Consider the following 14,163-nt stretch of genomic DNA (forward strand, 5'->3'; position numbering starts at 1 on the left):
CACTGGCGTTCCGTAAGATTGGAGTTCATTTATGACTAACAACGACATACTCAAAAAAATTAGGGTTGCTTTAAAGCTCAGGGATACAGATATCATTGATATCTTGAGGCTCGCTGACTTTGAGATAACAAACTCACAGCTATCCGCTATATTTCGAAAAGAAGACCATGAAAAATACGTTGAATGCGGCGATCAAATCTTGAGAAGATTCTTAAACGGCCTCATTATAAAATATCGAGGAAAAGATTTCTATAGCTCAAAATAAAGGGTGTTCCGCAGTCTTCGCTTCGCTTAAGCTTTTTTCTTAGCGCTTGCGAGCATATCCTCAGCGTGACTAACAGAAATATTACTTTTCTTATTTCCACTCATCATCTCAGAAAGTTCTTCAACGCGCTCTTTTGAATCCAAAGCAATAACCTTTGTTATGGTGCGACCTTTAACAATTTCTTTGGTGACTTTAAAATGCGAATCAGCAAATGATGCAATTTGAGGTAAATGGGTAATCAAAATCACTTGTCGATCGCTAGACAATTCTTTGAGCTTAGTACCAATCACAGTTCCAAGTCGCCCGCCTATCTGAGCGTCAATCTCATCAAAAATTAATACTGGAATAGGGTCGACCTTGGTCAGAGCTTTTTTTAGTGCGAGCATCACTCTAGCGGCTTCTCCTGAAGATACGATTTCGGCCAAAGGCTTTAAATCCTCGCCTGCGTTTGGACTAATATAAAAAACAACTTTATCCTGACCCTTTGGATGCAAATCAACAAGAGAGATGCGCGCTTCAAAAGTGACATTCTCAATTCCTAAGCTTTTAAGTTCTTTTTCAATTGTCTTTTTTAATTCTTTCGAAGCTTTTTCTCGAAGCAAAGTTAATCCTTTTGCTTGAGCCTTTACGATAATTTCTTTTTTTTGAATTTCTTTCTTTAATTCAGCGTCATTATGTTCCATATCGCTGAGAAGGTCATATTTTGCTTTTGCTTGGATATAAAATTCCTGCGCCTCTTTTATGGTTGGGCCATATTTGCGTTTGATGTTTTCATAAAGATCATATTTTTGATTAATCTCGCGGGCTTCCTCAGGCTCGAAAGAGAGGCTATCCAAATAACTTTTAAGCTCAGCAACAAGTTGGTCGCTATTTTCTTGAACATTATTAAGATATTCTTCGAGCTTTGAAGTTTTATCATCAATCTGAACCAAAGTTTTCATAGCACCAAAAGCCTTATGGATTGTGTCCGAGACTCCGATTTCTGTATTTTCAAAAAGCTGAACTAATGAAGCTGCGCATTCATACAATCTTTCGGCATTATTTACTTTGGCTTGATCTTGACAGACCTCTTCATAAGACTCGTCATCTAAGGGGATTTGGGCGAGTTCTTTGGTTTGATGCTCCAAAAGATCTAAATCTCTGTCTTTAGAGTGAGACATATTCTCAAGGTCTTTTAATTGGGTCTTGAGCTTCAAGTAATCGTGATATATTTCTTGATATTCTTTTTGCTTGTTATCAAAAACAATTAATTGATCTAAGAATTCAATGTGAGATTCTTCAGAAAAAAGCATTTGATGATCATGTGGTCCGTGCAAATCAATGAGATGATTGCCTACAGATTTCAATTGAGCGATAGTTACGGAAAATCCATTTATTTTAATCTTGCTTCGACCATCAGCAAGAAGTTGTCGATTTATAATCAAAGCAGGGTCTTGCTCTGAAATAAAATCGCTCAAACTTTCTTGTTTTTTAAGGCGATCGTCTTTTAATTCAAAGACTGCCTCTATAATGCAGGGTTTTGTGTTATCGCGAATTTGAGAGGGCTTGATTCTTTCGCCTAAGGCAAAACGCAAACCTTCAATAATAATAGATTTTCCTGCTCCTGTTGAGCCGGTCAGGATATTAAGATTTGCCGAGAAATCAATGCTGACTTTCTCAATAAGACCAAAATTTTCTATATTCAACTGTGTAAGCATGGAAATATATTATCATAGAAATAAGCAAGCAGCTACTTTTTGTATTATGAAAAATGTATTATGAAAAAAGGAGGAAGGCGGCAATAAGAAAAAGAGCCAATAATTTACCTCATTGGATCTTTTTTAGCTCCTTTCTTGAAATTTTTTATTCCAGGAAAAATCCTGGAAAAATCCTGGAAAAATTCTCTGCTAGAATAATGTATTAAAAGAGTGTACAATATAAATAATCTTCATTAACAGAAAGGTAAAAATGAGCAATAAATTATTTATACAGATAGTAGCATTGATGGTTATTTTTATGGCTTTAGTAATCGTTGCAAAGAAGACCTGCAAAAAGGTTTGTCCAATGACAAAATGCGCAACATCCACCATGATGAAAGCTATGTAACAAAAAAATCAAGAAAGACTGCTTCTTGAACAACCTCAAGATTTATCTTGAGGTTGTTTTCTTGAGACTTTTTTTTAACCAGAAGTCGCAACAAATTGCGACACTGAGGTCCTGCGGGCAAATTTTGCTACTGCAAAATCCAGGTTAATTCAATATTAACATTTTCTCAACTTATATTTTATTACGGTTGTATAGGGCGAGAATTATATCGGAAGGAGAGTATATGAAAAAATCCATTGGTCCAAATACGATTGTGTTTCCAACACCTGTTCTTATTGTGGGAACTTATGATAAGGGGGGCAAGCCTAATGCTATGACGGTTGCTTGGGGTGGACTTTGCTGTTCTATTCCGCCGTGCGTGGCGATTTCTTTGCGCGAAGCTACTCATAGCTACGGTAATTTAATGAGCCGTAAGGCGTTCACAATTAGCATTCCTTCTGAGAAATACATTAAGGAAGCTGATTATCTCGGCATAATTTCAGGAGCGACAGAAGATAAGCTTGCCGCGATGAAACTTACGGCTGTTAAAAGTAATCTTGTTGATGCTCCTTATATTAAAGAATTTCCTCTTGTTCTAGAGTGTAGCGTGATCCAAACTGCGAAAATTGGTTTGCATACACAATTTATCGGAGAAATTAAAGATATTAAGGTTGATGAAGATATGATTAAAAACCTTAAAATACCAGATATAGAGAAAATAAAACCTTTTAGTTTTAATCCTGCGACCCGAACATATTATGGGATAGGCAAGTATTTGGGCGATGCCTTTTCGATTGGGAGAAAAAAATGAGAAAACCCAATTGTAACTTTGTGCATAAGCATATAAATAGAGAAAAGAGCACATAAATTCATTAACAATTTTCTATGTCGATCCATTTTAATCATCACATTTTTTATTCTCTATTCCTAGACACGTCTTTTGTAAGTTGTTAGAATAGCTTATGAATTACATCCTATCCATCGACCAAGGCACAACAGGGAGTCGAGCGGTTGTCTACGACAAGCATGGCAAAGTGAAGACAAGCGCTTACGAGGAATTTCCTCAATATTTTCCACACCCAGGATGGGTTGAACACAACCCTGACGAAATCTGGAAAAGCGTTAAACATTGCATTCAAGAAATCTTAAAAAGAATTCCAAGAAATTCTATCGCCGCGATTGGCGTTACCAATCAAAGAGAAACAACAATTGTCTGGGATAAGATAACTGGCAAACCCATTAATAATGCAATTGTTTGGCAATGCCGACGCACGGTAAAGCGTTGCGATGATTTAAAAAAAGACAAAAGAATAGTTAGCCTCATAAAAAGGAGCACTGGCCTTCCAGTTGACGCCTATTTTTCCGCAACAAAAATTGAATGGATTCTAAAAAATGTCAAGGGCGCCAAGCTTAAAGCAAAACAGGGAAGACTTCTTTTTGGCACAACGGATTCGTGGATTTTATGGAAACTAACGGGCGGCGCTGTGCACGCAACAGACTGCACCAATGCTTCGCGAACAATGATTTTTAATATTGAGAAGCTTATTTGGGACGATGCACTTTTAAAGAAATTTAGAATTCCGAAAACAATGCTACCTGACGTAAAACCATCATCAGGCATATTTGGCCACACTGTAAAAATAGGCAACCTTCCTAAAGGTATTCCAATTTCTGGAATCGCCGGAGACCAACAAGCTGCCCTTTTTGGCCAAACTTGTTTTGAGCCAGGAACCATAAAAAATACTTATGGCACAGGCTGCTTTTTATTGCTCAATACAGGCAAACGCCGCATTACATCAAAACACGGACTGATCACAACGTTAGGTTGCGACTCAAAAGGGCATCATGCGTATGTCCTTGAAGGTGCTGTTTTTGTTGCCGGAGCGGCTATTCAATGGTTGCGCGACGGGCTTAACCTTTTGCATAAAGCATCTGAATCTGAAAATATGGCCAAAGCAATAAAAGGCAACGAAGGCGTTTATTTTGTGCCTGCGTTTGTCGGTCTTGGCGCACCGTATTGGGATCAAAGCGCACGCGGCAGCATTACCGGCTTTACCCGTGGCACAACAAAAAACCATATTGTGCGCGCAGCTCTTGAAAGCATGTGCTATCAGACCAAAGATGTTGTTGTAGCAATGCAAAAAGATTCAGGATTAAAAATCAAACATTTAAAAATTGACGGCGGGGCAGTCGCTAATAATTTCTTATGTCAATTTCAATCTGATATCTTAGGAAGCCGCGTTGTTCGACCCAGAGGAATCGAAACAACATCACTAGGAGCTGCATATCTAGCCGGTCTTGCTGTTAAATATTGGCGTAATGCAAACGAAATAAAGAAATGCTGGAAAAAAGATAAGGAATTTTCTCCAAAAATAAACAAGAAAACATCGGCTAAGCTTTACTCAGGTTGGCTAAGGGCTGTTGAACGGACACTTTCTAATAAATGATCTACGATATCATCATTATTGGCGCAGGCGTTGTCGGTACATCGATTGCACGCGAACTGGCTCGCTATCAATTAAAAATCGCACTTGTTGAAAAAGAACAAGAGCTTGCCTTTGGTGTTTCCAAATCGAATAGCGGCATTATTCATCCTGGCACACAAAACTCTTTCAACTCACTTAAAGGAAAACTTTGTGTCAAAGGCAATAAGCTGATTCGAAAAATTGCTCGAGAACTTGGCGTTGATTTTAAAGAAGTCGGTGAGCTAATTGTTGCATTCAACGATCAGGACATGGCTCACCTTGAGAAACTTAAAAATGAAGGCACGCGTTTAAAAGTGCCTCGATTAAGAATTGTCAACCGTGCGTGGCTTACAAGTTACGAGCCAAATCTTTCAAAGGCGGCTGTCGGCGCACTTTATGCGCCAACAGCCGGCATTGTGAGCCCGTATCGGTTAGCTTACGATATGGCTGAAAATGCAGTGCGAAATGGTGTAAAAATTTATACCAATTCTAAGGTAACTGAAATCTCACAAGTAAAATCAGAAAAAGATTCAAAAGCACATTTTGAAATTACAACGCCAAATGGAATACTTAATGCGAGATACGTTATTAACGCTGCTGGCTTGTTTGCCGATGAAATTTCGCGTCTCGTTGGCATTGATAATTTCAAGATAACTCCGCGCAAAGGTGAAGAATTTATATTAGATAAAAAACGCGAACACATGACCAATCACTTACTTTTTCCGCTTCCCACAAAAACGTCTAAGGGCATCTTAGTCATTAAAACCTCCGATGGAAATCCGATGATTGGCCCGACTGCCGAAGATTGCGCCGACAAAGAGGACCTTTCCACATCAGAGGAGGGATTAAAAAAAGTTTTAGAAGGTGTCAGTCGCATGATTCCAACAATTAATAAAAATGATATTATTGCTTATTTTGCAGGATTGCGGCCTGTGGCTGGCGATGATTTTATCATCCGCCATGAAAGTACAGTACCGGGCTTTGTCAACGTAGCCGGCATTCAATCACCAGGGTTAACCGCAGCACCGGCAATTGCGCTCATGGTTTGTGATATTTTAAAATCATCAGGATTAAAATTAGAAAAGAGAAGAGTTTTTCACGCGCACCGCAAAAAGACAGCTCACCTATTCTCTTTGTCATTAGCAAAAATACGAAAATTTATTAAAAAAAATCCTTCTTATGGCGACATTGTGTGCCGTTGCGAAATGGTTTCAAAAAAAGAAATTGAAGAAGCCATTGATCGAGGCGCAACCACGCTTGACGGAATAAAATTTCGAACACGCGCACAAGCCGGTCGTTGCCACGGCGGATTTTGCACACCGAGAATCCTCAAAATCCTTTCACAGCGTTTAGAGAAATTGCCAACTGAAATTACAAAAAATGGCTCGGGTTCAGAAATGATTGCAGAGGAACGCGACAATGACTGAGCAAAACCTTGTGATTGTCGGAGGAGGTCCCGCTGGTCTAGCGGCAGCCCTTTGCGCCTACCGTAATGGTGTTAAAGATATTCTTGTGATTGAACGAGACCAGCAATTAGGCGGAATACTTAATCAATGCATTCATCCCGGGTTTGGCTTAGAGTATTTTAAAAAAATTCTCACAGGCCCAGAATATGCCCAAAGAGTGATCGAAGAAATAAAATTAATTCCGGAAATCAAAATCAGCTTGAGTTCTTTTGTTGTCCGCTTAGAAAGAAACAAAACTCTCACAGTGTTAAAGCCAGGATGCCTCCAGCAGATTAGATCCAAGGCTTTAATTATGGCAACCGGATGTCGCGAAAAAACACGAGAGATGGTGCATCTTGCGGGCACGCGTCCTGCTGGCATATTTTCAGCCGGTCTTGCTCAAAAATTAATTAACATCGAGGGATTTCTTCCTGGCAAGAAAATTGTGATTATCGGCTCGGGCGACATTGGACTTATTATGGCACGTCGCTTTACTCTAGAAGGCGCAGAAATCAAAGCTGTTATTGAGATTCAAAAAGAAAGTCGAGGACTTATCCGAAACGTTGTTCAATGCTTGGAAGATTTTGATATTCCTATTTATTTCAATCACAAAATTGCGCGCATTCATGGAAACAAACGCGTTGAGAAAGTTGATGTCGTCAAGGCAGATGATCATTCTAATTCAATCCCTGGATCAGAGTTTACCATCGACTGCGACACTGTTTTAGTCTCTGTTGGGCTGATTCCAGAAAATGAATTGATTGAAATGGCTGGCGTTGCCGTTAACAAAAAAACAAATTGTCCTATATCCGATGAGCTTAATACAACAAATATCCCAGGACTTTTTGTCTGCGGTAATTCTTTTAAAGTTTACGATCTCGTGGATTCTGTCTCTCGCGATAGCGAAATTGCTGGACAGCAAGCTTCCGAATACCTGCGGAGCCTAATATGATAAAAAAATTTATTTGTATCGAATGCCCTAAGGGGTGCGAAGTCATCGTCACGACTAACGACCATAGCGAAATCATGACACTCGCAGGAAACAATTGCGAAAAAGGAGAGGTTTACGTTAGGGCAGAAATTGAGAATCCAACGAGAGTATTGACCTCATCGGTTTTAGCAAAAGGACTCTCGCTTAAAATGATTCCTGTCAAAACAAGCAAACCAATTCCAAAATCAAGAATCTTTGATGCCATGAATGAAATAAAGAGAATACGTGTCACAACGCCAATCCGCTGCGGAGATGTTGTCTGTCGAGATTTCTTAGGACTTGGCGTCAATCTTGTTGTAACGAGGGGATGTCCGAGAAACGATTAAAAGTATAATAAATTTAAAATCAATTAAAACAAAAAAAGAAAGAGGTGTCGCATGAAAATAAAAGTTCTTTTCTTAACTATGGCTATCAGCATACTTCTCGCATCTGCTGCTTACGCGCATCCACCATCTGACATAAAAATAACTTTTGATCCTGAAACAAAAATACTTCAGGCTATTATTTATCACAGCACCAGTAATCCCGCTCAACATTATATTAATAAAATTGATGTCGCCTTAAATGGAAAGGAAATTATTAGTCAAGAAATTAGCCGCGAAGATAACAATTTAACACAAACTGCAAGCTATCTAATTTCAGACGCAAAACCAGGCGATGTTCTTTCTGTGGAAGGCTACTGCAGCATTAGTGGAAAATTGGGAAAAGAAATAACAGTTCGGGAAAATGCCAATAAGTAGATAGATTCAAAAGAAGGTTTCGCGTCACCCTAAAAAGGCTCTTCGAATAAATTTACCTAAAAAGGTCTACATTGCTATCATTCCGCAAAATTAAGGTTCATTGTTGGTTTTTCACGCCTTGCGTTTAAAACTCACGGTATGAAGAAATAATCTTAATCTCATAAGTTAAAAATGGCTCTAAGAAATAGGAATAAATTAATTTTCTACCATAGTAACTCACTAAGAAAGTAAACTAAGAAGGTAAACTTTTTATTGAAATGTCGATAAATAAATATATAATGGTTAAATTATAAATATAACTTTACTGAGGGGAATAATTTCAATGTATGCCATAACAAAAAAAGAAAAGATTGCATCAGAGATATACCTTGTCGAATTCGAATTTATGGATTTAGCAAAAGCGGCTTCTCCAGGTCAATTTGTAATATTGCGTATCGATGAAAAAGGCGAACGATTTCCTTTGACTTTATTTGATTGGAACACGGAGAAAGGCACAATTCAGGTCGTATGTCAGGCTATTGGCGTAAGCACAAGAAAACTGTGCGCTTTGAATGAAGGGGATTCCATACTTGATATTGTCGGCCCACTTGGTCGGGCTACCGACACCAAAAACATCGGAAAAGTTATTTGCATTGGCGGTGGCGTTGGGACTGCCGAGGCTTATCCCATCGCAAAAAAGATGAAAGAAAATGGTAACGATGTTACGGTTATAATCGGAGCGCGAAATAAAGATTTTGTTATTTGCGAAGAAAAAATGCGAGCGGTTTGCCATACGGTTCATGTGGCGACAGATGACGGAACGCAAGGAAAAAAAGGTTTTGTGACAGATGTTCTGCGCGATCTTTTAGAAAAGGATACGCCAGACCTTGTCTTTGCCATAGGACCTGCCGTTATGATGAAAAAAGTTGCTGAAATGACAAAAGAAAAAAATATCAAGACATTAGTTTCTCTAAATTCAATCATGATAGATGGAACAGGCATGTGCGGCGGATGCAGGGTTTTGGTTGGTGAGAAGGTTAAATTCGCTTGTGTGGATGGACCTGAATTCGATGGTCATCAGGTCGATTTTGAAGACATGATGAGCAGAGGCAAACGATACCATGATAAGGAAGAAATAGCGCTGCAACAGCATGGCGGTGTATGTCGAAGAGGACGGGCACACTAAATTTAAATACATTTTCGGGATCAACAAAAAATATTGACTTTAAAAAGATTGTTTAAATGAGAGAACAAAATCCAAAAGAAAGAATCAAAAACTTTAATGAAGTACCCTACGGCTACAATAAAGAAGAAGCGATCGCCGAGGCATCACGATGTCTTCAGTGTAAAAAACCACCTTGTGTTAAAGGGTGTCCTGTTGAGGTAAACATCCCTGCGTTTATTCTAGCGATAAAAGAAGACAGATTTCTTGACGCCATAAAAATCATAAAAGAGACTAATAATCTACCGGCTGTATGTGGCAGGGTATGCCCTCAGGAAGATCAGTGCGAAAAGTTATGTGTGCTACAGAAGAAAGGCAACCCGATCGATATCGGTAGCCTTGAACGATTTGCGGCAGACTGGAGCCGGGAAAATAAACAAGTTCCGATTAATCATAAAAAGTCTAAAAAAATTGACGGCGAAATGATTGCCGTAATAGGCGCAGGACCATCGGGGCTAACATGCGCTTCGGATTTAGCGCTGCTGGGCTACAAGGTAACTATTTTTGAAGCGTTGCACAAACCAGGCGGAGTGCTGACTTATGGGATTCCTGAATTCAGACTTCCAAAGAATATTGTTATGGATGAGGTCGCTGCCATTGAATATCTAGGAGTAAATGTTAAATATAATTTTGTCATAGGAAAAATCAAGTCAATTGACGAATTGCGACAAGAAGGATACAAGGCTTTTTATATTGCCTCTGGAGCAGGTCTCCCATATTTTATGAATATTCCGGGTGAAAATCTTAACGGAGTTTATTCAGCCAACGAGTTTTTAACACGAATTAATCTTATGAAGGCGTATAAATTTCCCGAATATGATACTCCGATAAAAGTAGGGAAAAAAGTTGCGGTTATCGGAGCCGGCAATGTTGCGATAGATTCGGCCAGGTCAGCTTTACGGCTTGGGGCTGAGAAAGTCTATATTGTTTATCGGCGCACTGAACAAGAAATGCCGGCTCGGTTAGATGAAATACACCACGCCGAGGAAGAAGGCATCATCTTCCATCTTCTGACAAGCCCTATCAAAATACTCGGAGATGAATCCAAAGAAGTTAAAAAAATTCTCTGCATCAAAAACAAACTTGGCGACCCCGATGATAGCGGCAGAAGACGTCCGTTACCTATAGCCAAATCTGAATTTGAGATGACAACGGATACTGTTGTCGTTGCTATTGGTAATGGGCCAAACCCTATTTTACAGGATACGATAAAGGGTTTGCAGTTAAATCGATGGGGAAATATCGAAGCAGATAAAAATACATGCATAACGAATATTAAAGATATCTTTGCGGGTGGAGACATTGTTACTGGTGCAGCCACGGTCATCGCGGCTATGGGTGCAGGGAAGCGCGCGGCCAGGGCAATCAATGAGCATATACAAAGTTAATCGTTATTATTAAATTATGCAAAACAACATAACCATGGAGAATAAAAAAAATGGAAAACAAAACTAGTTACAGTAAAAGGGTGTTGGAAATAGTTAAAAAACGTGACAATAAAGAACCTGAATTTCTACAGGCAGTTGAGGAAGTTTTGGAATCCCTGGAACCATTTTTGAAAAAAAATAAAAAATACGAAGATGGCGGTATCTTAGAGCGTATTGTTGAACCGGAACGACAGATCATATTTCGGGTACCTTGGCAAGACGACAAAGGCGCTATCCACGTTAATCGCGGATTTCGTATTGAATTCAATAGCGCTATCGGACCGTATAAAGGTGGATTACGTTTTCATCCAACTGTAAATCTAAGCATTCTAAAATTTCTCGGATTTGAACAAGTCTTTAAGAATGCTTTAACCACGCTGCCGATGGGCGGAGGTAAAGGTGGATCTGATTTTGATCCAAAAGGGAAATCAAATAACGAAGTTATGCGCTTTTGTCAATCTTTTATGATAGAACTACAGCGACATATAGGACCAAATACAGACGTTCCTGCTGGGGATATCGGGGTTGGTGGTCGTGAAATAGGCTTTTTATTTGGACAGTACAAACGTATTCGTAATGAGTTTACCGGTGTCTTAACAGGTAAAGCGTTGAATTGGGGAGGATCATTGATACGTCCGGAAGCTACGGGTTACGGATGCGTTTATTTTGTTCAGGAAATGTTGAAAACAAAAGGAGATTCTTTAAAAGGCAAGACGTGCGCGGTATCTGGTTCGGGTAATGTCGCTCAGTACACTGTTGAAAAACTTCTCGAATTAGGAGCGAAAGTAGTGACTTTATCAGATTCAAATGGATCGATTTATATAAAAACCGGTATTGATAGTAAAAAATTAAAAATTGTTATGGAACTCAAAAATGTAAAAAGAGGACGGATACAAGAATGTAAAAAAGAACTTCAGTGTGAATACTATCCAAATAAAAAACCATGGAATGTAAAATGCGACATTGCTTTTCCGAGTGCTACCCAGAATGAAATAAACGAAAACGATGCGAAAACACTGGTGAAAAATGGATGCATGGCTATTGGAGAAGGTGCCAATATGCCTACGACACCAGAAGGCGTTAAAGTATTCCAAGACGCAAAAATATTGTATGCACCAGGAAAAGCGGCAAATGCGGGTGGCGTTGCGACATCAGGATTGGAAATGAGCCAAAATAGCATGAGGCTTTCATGGTCACGTGAAGAAGTCGATAAAAAACTGCAACAGATCATGGTGTCAATACACGAAAACTGTGTTAAATGGGGCCAATGTCAAGATCACGTTGATTATGTCAAGGGTGCCAATATAGCTGGTTTCGTAAAAATTGCTGATGCAATGTTGGATCAAGGCGTTATTTAGCACAACAAAGTTAAAGCGCTCTGGCTTTAAAGATGACAAAGGTCAAAAATAAATCAGAAAACCCCAACGCTACTAGCGCTCTTGAACTAAATTCGCTTAACAAATTTACAAAGGAATATCAATTATAAAAATGTGCTAAAGGCTGAAAGAAAATTAAAAAAATTCATTAAAATGAAAATCGTATTTGAAAATGATACGAGCTCCCGCAAGTTTGCTTACACAAAAATAAACACGAAAGCACCCGTGACTAGGTTTCCAAAGATACTTGAGGACAAATAAATGAAAATATTCTTAAAAACCTTCGGATGGCCGGTGGCAGGATTATAGTAATGCGATGAGGAGCTTGGCCGAAGCGGTAGTTGGGGAGTAATATTCCGCGAAGAGATTCAAAGGGAGGCAAATACATGGTAAAAGAAAAACAGAATAAGCACGACGAGAAAATAATCGACCAGTTTACAAAACAGGCGATTCCCTTTGCCGAGCTACCCGGGCATTTGGATTCAATTCAAATGCTTATTGAATTGAGCAAGGTTTCAGAAAATGACACTGTGTTAGATGTGGCTTGTGGCCCCGGATTGGTTGCCTGCGAGTTTGCCAAGGTTGCGCGTGAAGTTAAGGGCATTGATATTACTGAGAAAATGATTGAGCAGGCAAAAGCACGGCAGAAAGAAAGGGGATTGACGAATATTTCTTGGGATATCGGGACGGTATTGCCTTTGCCTTATGAATCAGAGTCGTTTTCGGCGGTTGTTACGCGGTATAGTTTTCATCATTTTCTTGAACCGCGAGATGTGTTGGATGAGATGATCCGCGTTTGCCGGACAGGAGGTGTGGTTTTGGTTGCTGACGCTGTGTTGCCGGTAAACAAGGTTGATGCATATAACCGCATGGAAAGGTTGCGCGATTCGTCCCATACGCGAGCATTGTCATATGATGAATGGGAACGGCTCTTGAAAGGATCGAGACTAAGAAACCTGCTCCGTGGCAGTTACAAGGTCGAAATGGAGCTAGAGAAACAACTTAAGGCGTCATTTCCTAATCCCGGAGATGATGAAAAGATAAGAGATATATTCAGGAAAGACATAGGTGTCAATTCATTAGGCATGGATGCGCATATGGTGGGTGATGAAATTCATTTTTCATATCCGATATCGATTTATGTTGGAAACAAGTGAGGTGATGATTATGAAAATAGGAATTGTTATTTCAAGTAACGATGCGGAAACGTGCTGGAATGCGATTCGTTACGCGAATTTCGCGCTTGGGCAGAAGGACGAGGTCAAAATCTTCTTCATGGGCAAGGGCGTTGAGTATCAGAAGATCGGCACGGATAAGTTCAACACTGTTGAGCAGGCCGAGAAATTCATGCAGTCCGGCGGCAAAATTTACGCTTGCGGGACCTGTATCAAAAGCAGAGAGCAGGAAGGCTCCGAGATGTGCCCGATCTCGACCATGAAGGATATGTACGATATCGTTAAGGAATCGGATAAGGTAGTTACGTTTTAGCCGGGCAGGGCATCTTAAGATCATTTTTCCCTATGACTATGCTGGTTCCGGCTCGGTCATAGGGATTTTTTATGCTTGGAGGCGGCCGCGGGTCCTTGGAAATGGGCCTCGGTGAGGGTCGGGCGAGGCGCGGGGAGCCAGTGATAGTGGTCAAAAAAATCGATGTCCATGTCCATCACTTTTGGGGTTTGGGCATAAGTGGTCAACCCGGCTAAAATAAGCGCCCAGCGTCGGTAAACAGGCGGTTTTAGGGGTATCCTGTGGGCGTCCGGGAAGGTCAAAAAAGGGCGTTTTGATGGACATGAATGGACATGTAAATGTCCACTAAATCGAAATGTCTCGTAAAAAGTGGACATTTCCGGCCGGTGGACATTTGATCTGCGCAAATGTTACAAGAAATGTAATAAACCTGCCAAGTGTTAATGTTCACTAAGACCCTAATGTTCACTAAACAGTGAACATTAGGCCTCAAGATCTTGTCACAAAAAGTATATAGTATTTGTGACAAAATAGCCTTCGTGAACTGTTTGTAACTATTTGTATTAAATCAAGTTATGGCAGATAATTGATATAATAGGGGTAGGCTCGTAACCCCAATTAATTTCTTGCCAACCGCTCAACCCTATGGCCTACTTGACCCCAAAAGGGAGGTAGGCGCATGGCAAAGATTATTGAGCAAGCTGTTAAGAAAACCCGCTACA

General features: G+C 39.9%; 13 protein-coding genes. 12 read left to right on the forward strand and 1 reads right to left on the reverse strand.

Going from position 1 to position 14,163, the window contains the following annotated elements; genetic code table 11:
- Positions 1-31: 31 nt before the first annotated feature.
- The gene (locus tag PHY73_03295) at positions 32-265 is read left to right on the forward strand and encodes a DUF1456 family protein (protein MDD3374734.1); all 234 of its coding nucleotides are present in this window, start codon (positions 32-34) and stop codon (positions 263-265) included.
- Positions 266-291: 26 nt separating this feature from the next.
- On the opposite strand, the gene recN is transcribed toward PHY73_03295, so the two are convergent.
- Positions 292-1,962, reverse strand: a complete 1,671-nt coding sequence (recN, locus tag PHY73_03300) for a DNA repair protein RecN (protein ID MDD3374735.1) — start codon at positions 1,960-1,962, stop codon at positions 292-294.
- 611 nt (positions 1,963-2,573) lie between these two features.
- Here recN and PHY73_03305 point away from each other — a divergent pair.
- The 11 genes from PHY73_03305 to PHY73_03355 all read left to right on the forward strand — a co-directional run bounded on the left by PHY73_03305 (position 2,574) and on the right by PHY73_03355 (position 13,462).
- Positions 2,574-3,140: a flavin reductase family protein gene (locus PHY73_03305; protein ID MDD3374736.1), complete on the forward strand. Its 567-nt coding sequence runs from the start codon at positions 2,574-2,576 to the stop codon at positions 3,138-3,140.
- Between the two features lie 151 nt (positions 3,141-3,291).
- Positions 3,292-4,776 carry a glycerol kinase GlpK gene (glpK, locus tag PHY73_03310; protein ID MDD3374737.1) on the forward strand — a complete coding sequence of 495 codons (1,485 nt, stop codon included), beginning with the start codon at positions 3,292-3,294 and terminating at the stop codon, positions 4,774-4,776.
- Positions 4,773-6,221 carry an NAD(P)/FAD-dependent oxidoreductase gene (locus PHY73_03315; GenBank protein ID MDD3374738.1) on the forward strand — a complete coding sequence of 483 codons (1,449 nt, stop codon included), beginning with the start codon at positions 4,773-4,775 and terminating at the stop codon, positions 6,219-6,221. Before glpK ends, PHY73_03315 begins: the two co-directional genes overlap by 4 nt.
- Positions 6,214-7,191 carry an FAD-dependent oxidoreductase gene (locus tag PHY73_03320; GenBank protein MDD3374739.1) on the forward strand — a complete coding sequence of 326 codons (978 nt, stop codon included), beginning with the start codon at positions 6,214-6,216 and terminating at the stop codon, positions 7,189-7,191. Before PHY73_03315 ends, PHY73_03320 begins: the two co-directional genes overlap by 8 nt.
- On the forward strand, positions 7,188-7,556 hold the full coding sequence (locus PHY73_03325) for a DUF1667 domain-containing protein (GenBank protein MDD3374740.1): 369 nt from the start codon (positions 7,188-7,190) through the stop codon (positions 7,554-7,556). Before PHY73_03320 ends, PHY73_03325 begins: the two co-directional genes overlap by 4 nt.
- A gap of 51 nt (positions 7,557-7,607) precedes the next feature.
- The gene (locus PHY73_03330) at positions 7,608-7,970 is read left to right on the forward strand and encodes a hypothetical protein (GenBank protein MDD3374741.1); all 363 of its coding nucleotides are present in this window, start codon (positions 7,608-7,610) and stop codon (positions 7,968-7,970) included.
- Positions 7,971-8,292: 322 nt separating this feature from the next.
- Positions 8,293-9,135, forward strand: a complete 843-nt coding sequence (locus PHY73_03335; GenBank protein MDD3374742.1) for a sulfide/dihydroorotate dehydrogenase-like FAD/NAD-binding protein — start codon at positions 8,293-8,295, stop codon at positions 9,133-9,135.
- Positions 9,136-9,191: 56 nt separating this feature from the next.
- Positions 9,192-10,559: an NADPH-dependent glutamate synthase gene (gltA, locus tag PHY73_03340; GenBank protein MDD3374743.1), complete on the forward strand. Its 1,368-nt coding sequence runs from the start codon at positions 9,192-9,194 to the stop codon at positions 10,557-10,559.
- A 50-nt stretch (positions 10,560-10,609) separates the two neighbouring features.
- Positions 10,610-11,956 (forward strand): NADP-specific glutamate dehydrogenase, encoded by a 1,347-nt coding sequence (gene gdhA, locus PHY73_03345; protein ID MDD3374744.1) that lies wholly within the window; start codon positions 10,610-10,612, stop codon positions 11,954-11,956.
- Between the two features lie 404 nt (positions 11,957-12,360).
- Positions 12,361-13,131 (forward strand): methyltransferase domain-containing protein, encoded by a 771-nt coding sequence (locus PHY73_03350; GenBank protein ID MDD3374745.1) that lies wholly within the window; start codon positions 12,361-12,363, stop codon positions 13,129-13,131.
- 10 nt (positions 13,132-13,141) lie between these two features.
- On the forward strand, positions 13,142-13,462 hold the full coding sequence (locus tag PHY73_03355) for a DsrE family protein (protein MDD3374746.1): 321 nt from the start codon (positions 13,142-13,144) through the stop codon (positions 13,460-13,462).
- Positions 13,463-14,163: the final 701 nt, after the last annotated feature.

This window comes from Candidatus Omnitrophota bacterium, assembly GCA_028693815.1.
Lineage (GTDB): Bacteria > Omnitrophota > Gorgyraeia > Zapsychrales > Aceulaceae > Aceula.